Genomic DNA, 16,112 nt, shown 5'->3' on the forward strand with positions numbered 1-16,112 from the left:
CATGTCTAAGCGCATCGACGTCAAGGATTTGAACGTCTACTACGGCAAGTTCCTGGCCGTTGAGGACGTCAACATCAACATCGAAGCCAAGTCCGTCACGGCATTCATTGGCCCGTCCGGCTGTGGCAAGTCCACGTTCCTGCGGACGCTGAACCGCATGCACGAAGTGATTCCGGGCGCCCGGGTTGAAGGCGAAGTGCTGCTGGACGGAGACAACCTCTACGGACCGGGCGTGGACCCCGTGACCGTCCGCTCGCAGATCGGCATGGTGTTCCAGCGGCCCAACCCGTTCCCCACCATGTCCATCCGGGACAACGTCCTGGCCGGGGTGAAGCTGAACAACCAGAAGATCTCCAAGGGCGAGGCCGACGCCCTCGTGGAGCGCTCCCTGCAGGGTGCCAACCTGTGGAACGAGGTGAAGGACCGCCTGGCGAAGCCGGGGTCGGGCCTTTCCGGCGGCCAGCAGCAGCGCCTGTGCATTGCGCGCGCCATTGCCGTGGAACCGCAGGTCATCCTGATGGACGAGCCCTGCTCCGCCCTGGACCCCATTTCCACGCTGGCCATTGAGGACCTCATCAACGACCTTAAAGACCAGTACACGGTGGTCATCGTCACGCACAACATGCAGCAGGCCGCGCGCGTCTCGGACCGGACCGCGTTCTTCAACATCGCGGGAACCGGCAAGCCGGGCAAGCTGATCGAGGTGGGAGACACCCACACCATCTTCAGCAACCCCACCCAGAAGGCCACGGAGGACTACGTCTCCGGCCGCTTCGGATAAGCGAAACCTAAAGCTCCGTCAGGGGTGAGAGCGAAAGCTCCAGCACGAAGGCGGCAGCCGCCGTCAGCACGGGTGTGAGGACCCAAAACGCCAGGATCCGGAGGACCAGTTTGCGGTTGGTCACCGGGAACCCCTGGTTACTCCCGGCACCCAGCACGGCGGCCGTCACTGTGTGCGTAGTGGAAATGGGCCATTGCAGCCCGATGGCCCCGAGCAGCAGGATCACGGAGCTGTACAGCTGGGCCACGAAGCCCCGGAGCGGATCGATCCGGGTGAGCTTGTAGCCGATGGTGTAGGAAATGCGCCAGCCTCCGGCCAGGGTTCCGGCCGCCAGCATTGCCGCGGTAAGCAACGGCACCCAGCCGGGAATGCCGCCGCCGTCGGACAGCCCGGCGGCGAGGAGCGCCAGAAGCAGCACCGCCCCGGTCCGTTGTCCGTCCTGGAGGCCGTGGCCGAAGGCCACTGCTCCGGCAGCAATGGCCTGGGCGCGGCGCGACCGGCTGTTGACTACGCTGGGCGGCGTGTAGCGGGCCGCCCACGTGGCCGGCCACACCAACAGGTATGCGCCCACAAACGCTATGACCGGGGACACCAAAAGGGGCAGGACTACCTGGAACAAGAGAGAGTTGTTCACCCCGTCCACGGCATTGCCGCCCACCAGCACGCTGGCCAGGCCTGCGCCGGCCAGCCCACCTACCAGTGCGTGCGTGGACGAGGAGGGAATACCGCGCCACCAGGTGTAAATGCCCCAGGCCACGGCGCTGAGCAGGCCGGCAATGAGGATGGTCAGGCCGTTTTCCCCTGGCGGCAGCGAGATCCAGGTTCTGCTCACTTGCAGCGCCAGGAGCCCGCTGAGTCCCGCGCCGACGAAGTTGAAGAGGGCGGCAAGCAGGACGGCCACCGTGGGGGTCAGTGCCCGGGTCCGTACGGCCAGGGCCACGGACGTTGACGCGTCCCTGAAGCCGTTCAGGAACGCGAATGCGGCGGCAAACAGCACCACCACGGTGAAGAAAAACAGGGTCACGTCAGGATTCCTTGACGATGATGCTGCCTACCTGGGTGGCGATCCGCCGCATGTCCTTGGTGACTTCCACCAGCTGGTTGGCAATGTCCCGGTTCCGGGCGTATTGGGCCCATTTCATGTCCTTGATCATGTCCGCAACCCACACCCGGTGGGTCCGTTCCGCCCGCTTGGCCAGGCGGAGGATCTCGATCCAGTAATCCTCGAGGTCGTCCAGGTTGTTGAGCTGCCGCATGGCATCCACGGTGAGCTCGGCCTGCCGGCTGATGATCTCGAGTTGGTCCGCCGCGCGCCTGGGGAGGCGTTCGAGCTTGTACAGGGCCACCAGTTCCGCAGCGGCGTCCAGCTTCTCCATGGCCTCGTTGAGGTAGCGGGAGAGGGCGTACATGTCCTCGCGGGGGAGCGGATTCACGAAGCTGGTGCGCATGTGGGTGAGCAGCGCGAAGTGCAGTTCCGCGGATTTGGCTTCGTGATCGTGCATGTCTTCGACCAGGCGGTTGTGCTCGGTGGCCGGGACGCCGAGGATTTCGGCCAGCGTCGCGGTGGCGAGGACGATCTGGCGGGCCATCTGCGAGAGCAGGTGCAGCCCTGCGGGCTCCTGCGGAAAGAGGCGGAGCTTCACCTTCGGGTTCCGGTGAAGGCAGGGAGCGGCAGGGAATGTGGCCCGCGGGCCATGTGACTTGACGTTGACCCGCACATGGGGATTACTTTACCGGCAGATCCACGCGGGCATAAAAGTGGTGCCGAACCGGATACGCCTCTCGGCGGTAGGCCGCTCTAGGCGGCTAAATGTTGAAGCCCGGGGGTTTCGCGGTTCGGCACCGGTTTCAGTTTTCTACTTTGGCTGAACCAAGTCAACATTGACAGCCGGGCCCCTCCGTGCGTAACAGTGGCGGACTTGCGCAGCGGGCGCTGCCGCACGGATGCCTCGCGGCGCGCCCCGGCCCGGTTCACCCCAGACCGGCGCGCCCCGGTCCGGTTCGCCTCAGTCCAGTTCGCCTCAGTCCAGTTCGCCCAGCCGCCAGGCGTTTGCCGCGTGTTCCAGATCCTCGGCGGTCTTCACCAGGAGGTGGGAATTGCGGGTCAGCTTGCTGGCGTGGTTCTCGTTGCTGTGCTCGGCGCCGTCGGCCAGGGTGGCCTGGCCCAGGGCAACCACCCGGCAGAACGCGGCGGAGCGTTCCAGCGCGACGTCGAACTCGCCGTCGAACGCTCCGGAAAGGATGGCATCCGCCATTGTCTTCATTTCGTCCGCCCCCGGCGGTTCGGCAGCGCCGGCCACCACATTGGAAACCTGCGCCGTGTCCTTGCCGGCCTTGAAGTACACGGAGATCCGCTCCGGGTCCTGGATGGTGGCGGCCCGCAGCGCGTAGAGCCGCCAGAGCGCGCCGGGCAGTGACCTTGCCGGGCTTTCCGCCCACATTTCGGCAATGGCTTCCAGGCCTTGCTCGTCCGCCAGCTTGACCAGGCGCTTGGTCACCTTGGGATCGTCGCTGTCGCGGCCGTGGCGCACCAGTGCCTGGGCGGCAAGGTGCGCAGCCTCGGAGACCCGGGCAGGGTCTGCGCCGCCCGCGAACGGCTCAAAGTCGATGGGCGCAAAAGGCTTGGGCTTGTGATGCCGGTTTGCACCGCCGTAGGGCTTGGATCCAGCTTGCTCGCTCATGCCCCCACGCTACTCCTGTGCTGTTCTGTTATCGAGCTTGCCGCCGGGCTGCTTAAGGAGTATTGGGGACGCCTTTGCGGCCATTGTTGATGTTCGGTTCTCACCGTTGACGCACGACGTCGACGCGCGCCGTTGTGTCAAAGCTGCCCCCTGCGTGGGGTACAGTATTTAACGTCCAGAAATGGACTGGGCTGATAGTTCGCTGACGTGCGCATTTGCGCATATTCACGGCAGTCAGCTGGGGCCTTTAGCTCAGTTGGTAGAGCATCGGACTTTTAATCCGTGGGTCGTGGGTTCGATCCCCACAGGGCCCACTCTTTTAGCGAAGAGTGGAAAACCTCCGGCTTCCTGGTGACAGGAGGCCGGAGGTTTTTTGTTGCCAGGAGGTGGCCGCCCTTACGTCCATCGACCATCGTCGATATGCTGGGCGGGTGAAGTTTCTCCAGAACGCACCCCGCTTCCTGTTTTTCACCGGGAAGGGCGGTGTGGGCAAGACCTCCGTGGCGTGTGCAACAGCGCTCACCCTTGCCAGGGCCGGCCGGAAGGTCTTGCTGGTCAGCACCGACCCCGCGTCCAATGTGGGACAGGTCTTCGGCGTGACCATCGGGAACACCGTCACTGCCATCCAGGATGTACCAGGTCTCACTGCGCTGGAAATTGACCCTGAACAGGCCGTCGAAGCCTACCGGGAACGGATCATAGCCCCCGTCCGCGGACTGCTGCCCGAGACTGAATTGGCTGGCATCGCGGAGAGTCTCTCAGGTTCCTGCACCACGGAGATCGCCTCGTTCGACGAATTCACGAACCTGCTCGCCGACGACAGCTCGTACAGGGAGTATGACCACATCGTTTTCGATACCGCCCCGACGGGCCACACGATCCGGCTGTTACAGCTGCCTGGCTCGTGGACGGATTTCCTGGCGGCAGGCAAGGGGGACCCGTCCTGCCTTGGCCCCCTGTCAGGACTTGAGAAGCACAAGCAGGTATATGCAAAGGCGGTCCAGGCCCTCACGGACCCGGCGAAGACCCGGCTTGTGCTGGTCAGCCGTGCGCAAACATCGTCGCTGGGCGAGATCGAGCGGACGTATCTGGAGCTCAACCAGATCGGGATCGGCAGCGGTTACGTCGTCGTCAACGGCGTCCTGCCCGACGCGGCGGGGGAGGAGGCCCTGGCGCAGGCCCTGCGCGCCCGGGAGGCTGCTGCCATGGAGGCCATTCCCGATGCGGTCGCCGGCCTGCCCCGCGATGTCCTGGACCTGAAGCCGGGCAACATGGTCGGCATTCCGGCGCTTGAATCCCTGTTCGCGCCTACTTCCGGCGCCCCCATCACTGACGACGCCGCGCTGGTTCCCGAGATTGAGGATGCCCCGCTGGCTGCCCTGGTGGACGAAGTCGAGCTCGACGGGCACGGCCTCGTGATGTGCATGGGCAAGGGCGGAGTCGGGAAGACCACTGTCGCTGCTGCTATTGCGGTCGCCCTGGCCAAACGCGGGCATGCGGTCCACCTCACCACGACCGATCCCGCGGCCCACCTGACGGAGACGCTCCATGGTTCCATCCCGGGCTTGAAGGTTTCCCGCATCGATCCGGAAGCGGCCATCCAGGAATATCGCATCCATGTGATGGAGACCAAGGGCCGGAACCTGGACGATGACGGACGCGCCGCGCTGGCCGAGGACCTGATGTCCCCGTGCACGGACGAGGTGGCTGTGTTCAGGCAGTTCTCCAGGGTGGTCCAAGAGTCCCGCCGGCACTTCGTGGTGATCGACACGGCACCCACCGGACACACCCTGCTGCTCTTGGACGCCACCGGTTCGTACCACCGGGAGATTGCCCGCCAGGTCGGCGACACCATGGGATTCGTGACGCCCCTCATGCGGCTGCAGGACCCGGCCCAGACCAAGGTTGTCCTCGTTACCCTGGCCGAAACAACGCCGGTACTGGAAGCCGAAGAGTTGAAGAGTGACCTGGAACGGGCCGGAATTCATCCATGGGCCTGGGTGATCAACAACTCGATCGCAGCCGCGCACCCGCAGACGCCGTTCCTGCGGGCCCGCGCCGCGAGCGAAATTGAACAAATCACAAAGGTGCACACCCTGACGGACCGGGTAGCGCTCATTCCGTTGCTGCCCGAGGAACCCATCGGCGAGGAGAAGCTGTCTGCCTTGACCGTCCTCAGCTCCCTGCCGGCCTGAGGCGGGGCCCGAAGACGCTTGCGCGGCGGGGCCCGAAGACGCTGCTGGCTAGCCGTCCAGGCGCTGGGCCAGCAGTGCTTCGATGTCCCGGGCGGTGGCCTCAAGCCTGGCGATCGTGTCCCGTTGGATGCCCCGCAGGTATTCGGCATCGGACTCGCCATCCTGCACCCAGTTCTCGTCGCCCGGTGAGTCCATCGCCTGGCGGGTGTTGGCGGTGGCCGTCCTGACGTTCTCCAGCATCGCGCGCAGCCGGTCCTCGGTGGCGGTGGTCTCGTTATCCATAAGTGTTCTCCCTGGTTGCAGTCCTTGTGGCGGCCTTCGCCCGGACAGTGGCACCCGGCGCCGGACTGTGGGTCACAGGGACGCCAGGAGGCCGGCCGTCTGCTCCATGGCGCCGGGAACGATGGAGTAGTAGGCCCAGGTGCCGCGCTTCTCCCGGTGCAGCAGGCCGGCATCGACCAGGATCTTAAGGTGATGCGACACGGTGGGCTGCCCCAGGTCCAGGGGCTCGGTGAGATCGCAGACGCAGGCCTCCCCGGACCCGCCACTCTTGACGATGGACAGCAGCCGCAATCTGTTGGGATCGGAGAGGGCCTTGAACACGAGGGCCTTGCGCCGTGCATCCTCAGCGCTGAGGACGGGCCGACCGGACGGCGCGCAGCAGGCCTCGTCGAGGGCCGGCTCAACAGTTTGCAGAGAATTCATGGGTCTATTATGCACACAGATTGACATTCATCGATATAGTTGGGAATACTTCATATCGACAACCATCAATCTTTCGTAGAGCCCCATAAACGCAGCACAGGAGTCCCGTGAGCACCCAGACCGTCTCTTCGCCCACTCGTGAAGGCGAGGCTGCCGTCGTTGGCAAACTCTCCACCCTGGACCGGTTCCTGCCGGTGTGGATCATCGCTGCCATGGTCCTGGGCCTGTTCCTCGGCAGCTTCGTTCCCGGCCTGAACACTGCACTTGAAGCAGTCAAGGTGGGCGAAGTTTCGCTGCCGATCGCCATCGGGCTGCTGGTGATGATGTACCCGGTGCTCGCGAAAGTCCGCTACGACCAGGCGCACCGCGTGGTCGGGGACCGGAAGCTGATGATCACCTCGCTGGTGCTGAACTGGGTTCTCGCCCCGGCGTTCATGTTTGCCCTGGCCTGGATCTTCATCCCGGATCTGCCCGACTACCGCACCGGCCTGATCATCGTGGGCCTGGCCCGCTGCATCGCCATGGTGATGATCTGGAACGACCTCGCCTGCGGGGACCGCGAAGCCGCCGCTGTGCTGGTGGCCATCAATTCCGTCTTCCAGGTCATCGCGTTCGGCGCGCTGGGCTGGTTCTACCTGCAGTTGCTGCCGGGCTGGCTGGGCCTGCCCACCACCAGCGCGGACTTCTCCTTCTGGGCCATCACCGCTTCCGTCCTGGTCTTCCTGGGGATCCCGCTGCTGGCCGGCTTCCTCACCCGCACAATCGGCGAAAAGGCCAAGGGCCGCGCCTGGTACGAAGGAACCTTCCTGCCGAAGCTCGGACCGTGGGCGCTGTACGGGCTGCTGTTCACCATCACGCTGCTCTTCGCCCTGCAGGGCGGGACCATCACCTCCCGCCCGCTTGACGTCGTCCGGATCGCCCTGCCCCTGCTGGTCTACTTCCTGGTGGTCTTCGGCGCCGGCATGCTGATCGGAAGATGGCTGGACCTGGGCTACGCCAAAACCACCACACTGGCCTTCACTGCCGCGGGCAACAACTTCGAGCTCGCCATCGCAGTGGCGATCGGCACTTTCGGCGTCACGTCGGGGCAGGCGCTGGCCGGCGTCGTCGGACCCTTGATCGAAGTCCCCGTCCTTGTTGCACTGGTTTACGTGGCCCTCTGGGCCCGGAAACGCCACTTCACCACCAGCCCCCTTTCCATCTGACCCCAAGAACCTTCAGGAGAACCCCGATGAGCACCGAAACCGCCAAGAAACCCTCCGTCCTGTTCGTCTGCGTCCACAACGCCGGCCGCTCCCAGATGGCCGCCGCGTTCCTCACCACCCTGTCCAAGGGCGCCATCGAGGTCCGCTCCGCCGGCTCCCAGCCCGCGGACAAGGTCAACCCGGCCGCCGTGGCGGCCATGGCCGAACTCGGCATCGACATGTCCGCCGAAATCCCCAAGGTCCTCACTACCGAGGCCGTCAAGGAATCCGACGTCGTCATCACCATGGGCTGCGGCGACACCTGCCCGATCTTCCCCGGCAAGCGCTATGAAGACTGGGAACTCGAAGATCCGGCCGGCCAGGGCGTGGACGCCGTCCGCCCCATCCGGGACGACATCAAGGCCCGCATCGAGGACCTCATCGCTTCCCTTACCCCCGCCGCCAAGTAACCGCCAGAAACCTAGGAGACCTCCCGTGAGTACCGAAGTGAGCACCGAACAGCTGATCATCATCGGATCCGGCCCCGCCGGCTACACGGCTGCGATCTACGCCGCGCGCGCCGGCCTGAAGCCCCTGGTCCTGGCCGGCTCGGTAACGGCCGGCGGCGCCCTGATGAACACCACCGAAGTGGAGAACTTCCCGGGTTTCCCCGCGGGCGTCCAGGGTCCCGAGCTGATGGACGGACTCCAGGAGCAGGCGCAGCGGTTCGGCGCGCAGGTGGTGTTCGACGACGTCACGGAAGTGGCGCTGACCGGACACCTCAAGCGCGTGGTCACCGGCACCGGAGACATCCACGAGGCACCCGCCGTCATCCTCGCCACTGGCTCCGCCTACAAAGAGCTGGGCCTGCCCGAGGAGAAAAAGCTCAGTGGCCACGGTGTCTCCTGGTGCGCCACCTGCGATGGCTTCTTCTTCCGCGACCAGGACATCATCGTCGTCGGCGGCGGGGACTCCGCCATGGAGGAAGCCACCTTCCTGACCCGCTTCGCGCGGACCGTCACCGTGGTGGTCCGCAAAGGCGAACTCCGCGCCTCCCGCATCATGGCGCAGCGCGCCAAGGACAACCCGAAGATCAGTTTCGCCTGGAACTCCGCCGTCACCGCCATCCACGGCGATCCCAAGGTCACCGGCGTCACCCTGACCGACACGCGGACCGGAGAAACCCGCGAACAGCCCGCAACGGGCATCTTCGTGGCGATCGGACACGTGCCGCGCACCGAACTCGTCGAGGGCCAGGTCGACCTGGATGCCGAGGGCTATATCAAGGTGGACTCGCCCACCACGGTCACCAACCTCTCCGGCGTCTTCGCCTGCGGGGACGCCGTGGACCACCGCTACCGCCAGGCAATCACCGCTGCAGGCACCGGGTGCGCCGCCGCCCTCGACGCCGAACGCTACCTCGCCGCACTGGATGATGCGGACAGCATCGCGACCGCCCTGGTCGAAGAACCAACCCACGCCTAGTAGTTCACAGCCCCTCCGCCGCCTGCCGGTCCCACAAGGACCGGCAAGCCCCCGCACTGAACCGCCACCCCGCCGGATGAATCAGAGGACACCATGGATGTAACAACCACCCTTCCCGTAGCTGTCATTGGAGCCGGGCCCATCGGCCTTGCCGCGGCAGCACACCTGATGGAACGCGGCCTGGAGCCGCTGATCCTTGAGGCGGGCGCAACCCCTGCCTCCGCCATCGAGCAGTGGCGCCACATCCGGCTGTTCTCACCATGGCAGTACAACACCGATGCAGCAGCCGTCCGCCTGCTCGCCGGGACCGGCTGGGAAGCCCCGGAGCCGACCGCACTGCCCACCGGCGGTGAACTCATCGACCACTACCTCACTCCCTTGGCTGAACTTCCCGCCATCGCGTCCCGCCTGCACGCCGGCGCCCGCGTCGTGGCAGTGACCCGGCACGGCATGGACAAAACCCACAGCCGTGACCGCGACACCACACCTTTCGTGGTCCGGGTGGAACACGCCGACGGCGAAGTCCGCGACTACCGGGCTGCTGCCGTCATCGACGCCTCCGGCACCTGGTCCACCCGCAACCCGCTCGGCACCTCCGGACTGCCCGCCCCCGGCGAGGCTGACGCGGCTGCCCGTATCTCCTCTCCGCTGCCTGACGTGCTGGGCCGTGACCGGGGAGCCTTTGCCGCGCGCACCGCCGTCGTCGTCGGCGCCGGCCACTCGGCCGCCAACACCCTGATCAATCTCTCCGAGCTCGCGGCCCAGGTGCCCGGGACGAAAATCGTGTGGGCCATCCGCGGCTCCTCCGCGGCCAAGGTCTACGGCGGCGGCGATGCTGACGGCCTTGCCGCCCGCGGCCAGCTCGGCAGCCGGCTCCGCGGCCTCGTCGACTCCGGCGCCGTGGAACTCCACACCGGGTTCGGGATCGCATCCCTCACAGCAGCCGACGGCGCCGTCACCCTGACCTCAACGGACGGCCGCACCCTCGACGCCGACATCGTGGTTCCCGCCACCGGCTTCCGCCCGGACCTGGGCATCCTCCGTGAGCTCCGGCTGGAACTCGACCCCGGCGTGGAAGCCCCGCGTGAGCTCGGCCCGCTGATCGACCCCGAGTTCCACTCCTGCGGCACAGTCGAACCCCATGGCGCCCGGATGCTGGCCCACCCGGAGGCCGATTTCTACATTGTCGGCATGAAGTCCTACGGCCGGGCCCCGACCTTCCTGCTGGCCACCGGCTATGAGCAAGTACGTTCCGTCGCCGCGGCCTTGGCAGGGGACCGGCAGGCGGCCGACACCGTCCAGCTCGAGCTGCCCGAAACCGGTGTCTGCTCCTCCGATATCGGCACCAGTTGCGACATCCCCGCGGCCACGCCCGGAGGTTTTGTGGCCGAAACCTCCGGCGGCTGCTGCGGAACACCCCAGCCGGTCCTCGTCGGATTCCCCACTGGCCTGGCCCACGGCCGCTCCGACGGCAACTGATCTCCTTCGGGCGCTTTCGTCAACTGACCACACTGGAGTAATGACATGACCGACCACACTGAACACCGCCCGGGCCTGCAGGACAAAACGCCCAGCGTCCTGTTCGTCTGCAGCAAGAACGGCGGGAAGTCCCAGCTCGCCGCGGGACTGATGAACCAGATCGCCGCCGGGACCGTCACGGTGCACTCTGCCGGGACGAAACCCGGCAAGTCGCTGAACCCGCAGTCCGTGGACGCGCTGGCGGAGCTCGGCATCGACATCACGGGTGAACACCCCAAACCCGTCACCGACGACGTACTGAACGCTGTCGACGTCGTCATCGTCCTGGGCAACGAGGCAAAGGTCGAAGCCCCCGCGGGCAAGCGACTTGAGGTCTGGGATACGGACGAGCCCTCTGAGCGCGGTATCGCGGGCATGGAACGCATGCGCCTGGTCCGGGATGACATCAGGAGCCGCGTCCGGAAGCTGTATGCGGAGCTCACCGGGAACTGACCGTGCCAGCGCCCGCTCCCACCCGGATCCTCGTCGCGGAGGGTGCACCGCGCGGCGGACTCGCCGCAATGTGCCTCACCCAGACGACCGCATGGGGCGTGCTGTACTACGCCTTGGTCGCGGCAGTCCCGCGCATCAGCGAGGACACCGGCTGGGGCCCGGCAGGCGTGACAGGCGCATTTTCGGCCGGCCTGCTGGTTTCCGCGGTGGCCGGGATCTTCGTCGGCAGGATCCTCGACCGGACGGGGCCGCGCACGCTGATGATCGGCGGGTCCCTCATCGGAGTGCTGGCGCTGGCCATAGTGTCGGTTGCACCGAACCTGCCCGTGTTCTTTGCGGCCTGGCTGGTCGCCGGGGCCGCGCAGGCCGCCGTGCTGTACCAGCCGGCTTTCACGGTGATCAGCCGCTGGTACGGGCCCGCGCGCATGCGGCCGCTGACCGTGTTGACCCTCGTCGCCGGGTTCGCATCCACCATTTTCGCGCCCTTCACCGCAGCCCTGACCGACGCGTTCGGCTGGAGAGGCGCCTTCATCATCCTCGCCGGCACCCTGGGGATCATCACCGTTCCGCTGCACGCCCGCTTCCTGAACCGGGACTGGGCCCCTGCCGCTATCACGCCACCTGCGGCTGAGCGACGGGACGCGGTGCGCACCGTCAGGCGCAGTGGTGAATTCCTTGGCCTGCAGGCCCTCATGGTCCTGCTGTGCCTGGGTCTTTACACCGTGACGCTGAATGTCATCCCGTTGCTGATCGAAAAAGGAGCCGACTACACCACGGCCGCGCTCGGGCTCGGTCTCGTGGGCGCCGGACAGGTCGGCGGACGTCTGCTCTTCGGCGCCATCCCGCAGGCCGCGCGGCTGCCGGTCATCACCGGTACCGCCACCGGCGCCGCCCTGCTCCTCGCCGTCATGCCCGGGCCGGTGCCCGCACTAATGGCCGCCGGCATGCTCGCGGGCGCGGTCCGAGGGTGCCAGACCCTGCTGCAGGCCACTGTGGTGGCTGACCGGTGGGGAACCCAACATCTTGGCACTTTGCAGGGACTGTTCGCCGCACCGCTCACAGCTGTCACCGCCATCGCCCCTGCCGCCGGACCCGCACTGGCAGCCTGGCTGGGAAGTTACACGAACATGGCCTACGCCACGGCTGCCGCCACAGGGACCGCAGCCGTCATTGCCGTCGTCGCCTCACGCCGCCCACGGAGGATCCTTCCCTAAACCCGCCCGGCTAACGCCCGCTATTTCCCCGTCAGCGTCCAGGAGCGCTTGGAGAGGCCGAACCAGAAGCCGTCGATAGCCGTTTTCGCGTTCAGGTCGCCGGACTCGTAGGCGGCACCCAGGGCTACATAAAGCGGTGCCCAGTGCTCGCTGCGCGGATGCGCCTCCAGCGCTGCCGGTGCCTTGTGCAGGAAATCCAGGATGGAATCGACGTCGCCGGCCGCCATGGTTTCCTGGGCCCAGTGGTCGAATTCGCTCGAAGCGGCCGGCGGTGCGGTGTCCGGGCCGCCGGCCGGGTTGAACCAGCGGAGGTTGTGCGTGGTGAAGCCGGATCCGACGATAAGCGTGCCACGGTCCCGCAGCGGGGCCAGCGTTTTGCCCAGGTTGAACAGGCCCTGCGGATCCAGGGTGGGCATGGACATCTGGAGCACCGGGATATCAGCCTCCGGATACATTTCCACGAGCGGCACGTAAGCGCCGTGGTCCAGGCCGCGTTCCTCGTCGCGTTCCACGTGGTGGCCATGGGTGGAAACGAGCTTCTCCACCTCAGTGGCGAGTTCCACCGCCCGGGGGGCGTCGTAGCTGACGTCGTAGTACTTCTGCGGGAAGCCCCAGAAGTCGTAGACGAGTCCGGGGTTCCGCGTGGTGGCGCTGAGGGTCACCGGGGCGTTTTCCCAGTGTGCGGACACCATCAGGATGTCCGTGGGCCTGCCGAAGGCGCCGGACCAGGCGCTGAGCTCGCTGGTCCACCGCGCGTCGTCGGCGAGGGGAGGGGCGCCGTGGCTCAGGAAGAGAACGGGCGGGCGGTCAAGTGTCTGCGTCATGTCTCCATTCTAGGAGCTTTTACTTGAATCTTCAACCATTAGGTTTTGATCGAATCAGGAAGTGGCCCGGGCTACGGTCGATGATGTTTTGCCCAACACTCAGTTACGAGGAATCCGGCGGACATCCCGGACGTTTCGTGGATGCGCTGCCGGCTCGCGCACAATAGCTTCATGGCCTACAGCAGCGAGCGGCGCCTTCCGCGACTTGAAGATGTAGCGGAACGTGCCGGCGTCTCGCACCAAACCGTATCCCGCGTCATCAACAACCACCCCAACGTGAGCAAGGCGACCAGGGAACGCGTTGAGGCGGCCATTGCCGAACTGGGGTACCGGCGGAACACTGCGGCACGCAGCCTGGTGACGCGGCGTTCGCACACCATAGGCGTCCTGGCCAGCGAGTTGTCGCAGTACGGGCCCGCCAACACGCTGCTCGGCGTGGAGCAGGCCGCCCGCGATGCCGGCTACTTCGTGAGCATCGCGGCCATCCGCGAGGTCGGCGCGGAATCGATCGCGGATGCCGCGCGTCATTTTATGGACCAGGGTGTGGACGGCATCGTGGCCCTGGTGCCGCACGCCGGAACCCTGCAGGCCTTGGAACAGCTGAACCTGGACGTGCCCGTGGTTGTGGTTGGTTCCAGCGGGGCAGGCAGGTTCAGCGGAGCCATGGTGGACCAGAAGATGGGGGCACGGCTCGCCGTCGAGCACCTGATTGAGCGTGGCCACGAGCGCATCGGGCATATCTCCGGGCCCCGGGACTGGATCGATGCCGCCGAGCGGGCCGAAGGCTGGCGGGAGGCCCTCGCGGCAGAGGGGCTGCCTGCCGACCTTCTCGTCGAAGGGGACTGGAGCGCCGGCAGCGGCTACGGCATCGGACAGAAGCTCGCCGTCGAACGCAATGCCACAGCGGTATTCGTAGGGAACGACCAGATGGCGCTGGGCGTCTTGCGCGCCTTCAGCGAAGCCGGCGTGCGAGTGCCCCAGGACGTCTCCGTCGTGGGCTTCGATGACCAGCCCGAGGCGGGCTACTTCACGCCCCCGCTAACCACCGTCCGCCAGGACTTCGAGGAGCTCGGCCGTCGCTGCGTGGACCTGATGCTGAGGCTGCTCGAGGACGGCGCGGCGGCGGGAACAACCGTGGTGGAACCCAGGATCGTGGTGCGTGCTAGCACGGCCCGACCGGATGCCAGTCCCCGCTGACTGCACCCTTCCCGATAACGGGCCGGGCGCTGCATCCTGTCCCCCCGAGAAGACTTTTTGAAGAAATTTATATGCATGTGCATCCAGATTCGATGCTGCGCCGGTAGTTAGGGGTGTAAGCAAAATTGCCCGCCTGCCGGGCCGATGAAGGAGAAGGACATGCGCAGAAGCATTTTCACAGCCGGCGCCGGAGTAGCCGCAATTGCGGCAGCAATCGCCCTCGCCGGCCCGGCCCAGGCGGCCGACGGAGACGCCCGGCTTTCGGTGCTGCACGGCGTTCCCGGGCTCACCGTGGATGTCTGGGTCAACGGCGACCGCACCCTTGACGATTTCGCTCCCGGGACCCTTGCCGGGCCGCTGGAGCTGCCGGCAGGTGCCTATCAAATCGCCATCACTGCCTCGGATGCCGCCGATGCATCGGCTCCTGTCATCGGTCCAGTCACCGTGACGCTCGCCGCGAGCGGGAACTATACGGCCGTGGCCAACCTCGACGCGGCGGGCAAGCCGACGGCGAACTTCTTTACCAACGACGTCTCGCAGACCGCAGCAGGCAAAGGCAAGCTGACCGTCCGGCACGCAGCTGCGGCGCCCGCGGTGGATGTCCTGGCCGGCGGAACAGCTGTTATTTCCAACCTGGCCAACCCCGGCGAGCAGACACTCAGCCTGGACCCCGCCACCATCTCCGCAGCAGTGGCGGCGACCGGCGCCACCACGCCGGTGATCGGCCCTGCTGACGTCACTGTCGCCGAAGGCACGCACACGATTGTCTACGCCTGGGGCAGCCTGGCGGACAATAATCTCCAGCTGGCCGTGCAGACCATCGAGGGGCTGCATTCCGCGCCGGGTTCGGTACCGGGAGCCCGTGACGGCTCGTCCCGGACCTCAGCGGCAGGACCGGCGGTTGTCACGGTGGGGTTCGGTGCTGCAGCCCTGGCGCTGCTCCTCGGCGGCGTGGGTGTAGCCCGCACGATTGGCGGCCGGCGTAAAGGCTAACAAGCGGTCCAGCAGCAGTAGGTCCGGCCGTCCGACGATTGTTGGCGGCCGGGCCCTATTTCTCACCAGCCAACGTTGCAAGCCCTGAAGGTGCTTGCCGCGGGAAGGACCGGTCATGAAACCAGGCGCCACGACGGCAGGGGCGTCCCACCGTCGTTATTCCTTTCTGCGCCGGGCTGCCGCGGGGGCCGCAGCGGCGCTCCTGCTCGCGGCGTGCGCTCCCTCCGAGCCCGTTCCGCAACCCTCGGCGGCAGTGAGGAGCGAAGGTGCTTTGCCGGCCGCGACTCCCTCCCCGCCTGCCGCGGCGCCGGCCGCGTCGCAGAGCCCCGCCCAGAGCAAGGAATCCATTCCGCGGCGGCCGGCCAAGCTGCCGGAATCCGCTGAGGCAGCGCCGGCCCCGATCTCACTCTCTGTCGACGGAACGTCCATCAATATGACAGTGGTACCGGTGGGGGTCTCACCAGATAGGGCCATGGAGATCCCTGAGGGCTTCGACCAGGCCGGGTGGTACAGGTTCGGCCCGGCCCCCGGAGCGGCTGCCGGGACAGCGGTGATCGCCGGGCATGTCGACACAACCTCCGAGCAGGCGCCATTTTCGCAATTGAAGACACTGGCACCGGGAACTGCGGTCCAGGTGGGACGCCGGGGCGCGCCCGCGCTGAACTACCGGGTGGTCAGTGTGGAGCTGATGGCCAAAGACAGCTTTGATGGTGGTTCACTTTTCCGCCGTTACGGTCCGCACGAACTCAAGATCGTCACCTGCGGCGGCAGGTGGCTGCAGGACCGAATGGACTACAGCGACAACGTGATTGTCACCGCGGCCCTTGAGTAAGCGGAGCTGCGGCAGGCCTCCTTCCCTGTTGGCCCTCCCCCTTCTGTTGA

Annotated in this window: 17 protein-coding genes and 1 tRNA gene; 12 read left to right on the forward strand and 6 right to left on the reverse strand. The window is 66.4% G+C overall.

All coding sequences use genetic code 11. The features are described from left to right. Position 1: 1 nt before the first annotated feature. Positions 2-781: a phosphate ABC transporter ATP-binding protein PstB gene (gene pstB, locus JOE41_RS12235; protein ID WP_011690076.1), complete on the forward strand. Its 780-nt coding sequence runs from the start codon at positions 2-4 to the stop codon at positions 779-781. Positions 782-788: 7 nt separating this feature from the next. On the opposite strand, the gene JOE41_RS12240 is transcribed toward pstB, so the two are convergent. The 3 genes from JOE41_RS12240 to JOE41_RS12250 all read right to left on the reverse strand — a co-directional run bounded on the left by JOE41_RS12240 (position 789) and on the right by JOE41_RS12250 (position 3,462). After that, positions 789-1,805, reverse strand: coding sequence for an inorganic phosphate transporter (locus JOE41_RS12240; protein ID WP_011690077.1), 1,017 nt, complete (start codon positions 1,803-1,805; stop codon positions 789-791). 1 nt (position 1,806) lies between these two features. Then, positions 1,807-2,424, reverse strand: coding sequence for a DUF47 domain-containing protein (locus JOE41_RS12245; protein WP_043429229.1), 618 nt, complete (start codon positions 2,422-2,424; stop codon positions 1,807-1,809). Positions 2,425-2,802: 378 nt separating this feature from the next. Beyond that, a complete protein-coding gene (locus tag JOE41_RS12250) occupies positions 2,803-3,462 on the reverse strand; it encodes a hypothetical protein (RefSeq protein WP_011690079.1) in 660 nt (219 codons plus the stop codon). A 241-nt stretch (positions 3,463-3,703) separates the two neighbouring features. On the opposite strand from JOE41_RS12250, the gene JOE41_RS12255 reads away from it, so the two are divergent. Continuing rightward, positions 3,704-3,776: transfer RNA gene (locus JOE41_RS12255), tRNA-Lys, on the forward strand. Positions 3,777-3,893: 117 nt separating this feature from the next. Further along, entirely contained in the window at positions 3,894-5,657 is a 1,764-nt protein-coding gene (arsA, locus tag JOE41_RS12260; protein ID WP_209752494.1) for an arsenical pump-driving ATPase, read from the forward strand. Between the two features lie 48 nt (positions 5,658-5,705). Here arsA and JOE41_RS12265 read toward each other — a convergent pair whose 3' ends face one another. Together JOE41_RS12265 and JOE41_RS12270 are read right to left on the reverse strand one after the other, a co-directional pair. Continuing rightward, positions 5,706-5,939 (reverse strand): CATRA conflict system CASPASE/TPR repeat-associated protein, encoded by a 234-nt coding sequence (locus JOE41_RS12265; RefSeq protein WP_011690081.1) that lies wholly within the window; start codon positions 5,937-5,939, stop codon positions 5,706-5,708. A gap of 72 nt (positions 5,940-6,011) precedes the next feature. Further along, entirely contained in the window at positions 6,012-6,362 is a 351-nt protein-coding gene (locus tag JOE41_RS12270; protein ID WP_043429231.1) for a metalloregulator ArsR/SmtB family transcription factor, read from the reverse strand. 107 nt (positions 6,363-6,469) lie between these two features. Between JOE41_RS12270 and arsB the strand changes: the two genes are divergently transcribed. From arsB to JOE41_RS12300, 6 genes are all read left to right on the forward strand, one after another. Next, complete coding sequence (gene arsB, locus JOE41_RS12275; RefSeq protein WP_209752495.1) at positions 6,470-7,567, forward strand: ACR3 family arsenite efflux transporter; 1,098 nt, start codon at positions 6,470-6,472, stop codon at positions 7,565-7,567. A 26-nt stretch (positions 7,568-7,593) separates the two neighbouring features. After that, entirely contained in the window at positions 7,594-8,016 is a 423-nt protein-coding gene (locus JOE41_RS12280) for an arsenate reductase ArsC (protein WP_011690084.1), read from the forward strand. 37 nt (positions 8,017-8,053) lie between these two features. Then, positions 8,054-9,031, forward strand: a complete 978-nt coding sequence (gene trxB / locus JOE41_RS12285; RefSeq protein ID WP_209753620.1) for a thioredoxin-disulfide reductase — start codon at positions 8,054-8,056, stop codon at positions 9,029-9,031. A gap of 93 nt (positions 9,032-9,124) precedes the next feature. Then, positions 9,125-10,510 carry an NAD(P)-binding domain-containing protein gene (locus JOE41_RS12290; protein WP_209752496.1) on the forward strand — a complete coding sequence of 462 codons (1,386 nt, stop codon included), beginning with the start codon at positions 9,125-9,127 and terminating at the stop codon, positions 10,508-10,510. Positions 10,511-10,555: 45 nt separating this feature from the next. Continuing rightward, positions 10,556-11,002, forward strand: coding sequence for a low molecular weight phosphatase family protein (locus JOE41_RS12295; RefSeq protein ID WP_209752497.1), 447 nt, complete (start codon positions 10,556-10,558; stop codon positions 11,000-11,002). Positions 11,003-11,004: 2 nt separating this feature from the next. Next, positions 11,005-12,216 (forward strand): MFS transporter, encoded by a 1,212-nt coding sequence (locus JOE41_RS12300; protein WP_209752498.1) that lies wholly within the window; start codon positions 11,005-11,007, stop codon positions 12,214-12,216. A 20-nt stretch (positions 12,217-12,236) separates the two neighbouring features. Here the strand turns inward: JOE41_RS12300 and JOE41_RS12305 are convergent, their stop codons facing one another. Further along, positions 12,237-13,040: a dioxygenase gene (locus JOE41_RS12305; protein ID WP_011690089.1), complete on the reverse strand. Its 804-nt coding sequence runs from the start codon at positions 13,038-13,040 to the stop codon at positions 12,237-12,239. Positions 13,041-13,211: 171 nt separating this feature from the next. Between JOE41_RS12305 and JOE41_RS12310 the strand changes: the two genes are divergently transcribed. From JOE41_RS12310 to JOE41_RS12320, 3 genes are all read left to right on the forward strand, one after another. Then, the gene (locus JOE41_RS12310) at positions 13,212-14,237 is read left to right on the forward strand and encodes a LacI family DNA-binding transcriptional regulator (protein ID WP_209752499.1); all 1,026 of its coding nucleotides are present in this window, start codon (positions 13,212-13,214) and stop codon (positions 14,235-14,237) included. A gap of 159 nt (positions 14,238-14,396) precedes the next feature. Beyond that, entirely contained in the window at positions 14,397-15,230 is an 834-nt protein-coding gene (locus tag JOE41_RS12315; RefSeq protein WP_209752500.1) for a DUF4397 domain-containing protein, read from the forward strand. A gap of 115 nt (positions 15,231-15,345) precedes the next feature. After that, the gene (locus tag JOE41_RS12320) at positions 15,346-16,062 is read left to right on the forward strand and encodes a class F sortase (RefSeq protein ID WP_209752501.1); all 717 of its coding nucleotides are present in this window, start codon (positions 15,346-15,348) and stop codon (positions 16,060-16,062) included. The last annotated feature ends 50 nt before the right edge of the window (positions 16,063-16,112 follow it).

The organism is Arthrobacter sp. PvP103 (genome assembly GCF_017833075.1).
Taxonomy (GTDB): domain Bacteria; phylum Actinomycetota; class Actinomycetes; order Actinomycetales; family Micrococcaceae; genus Arthrobacter.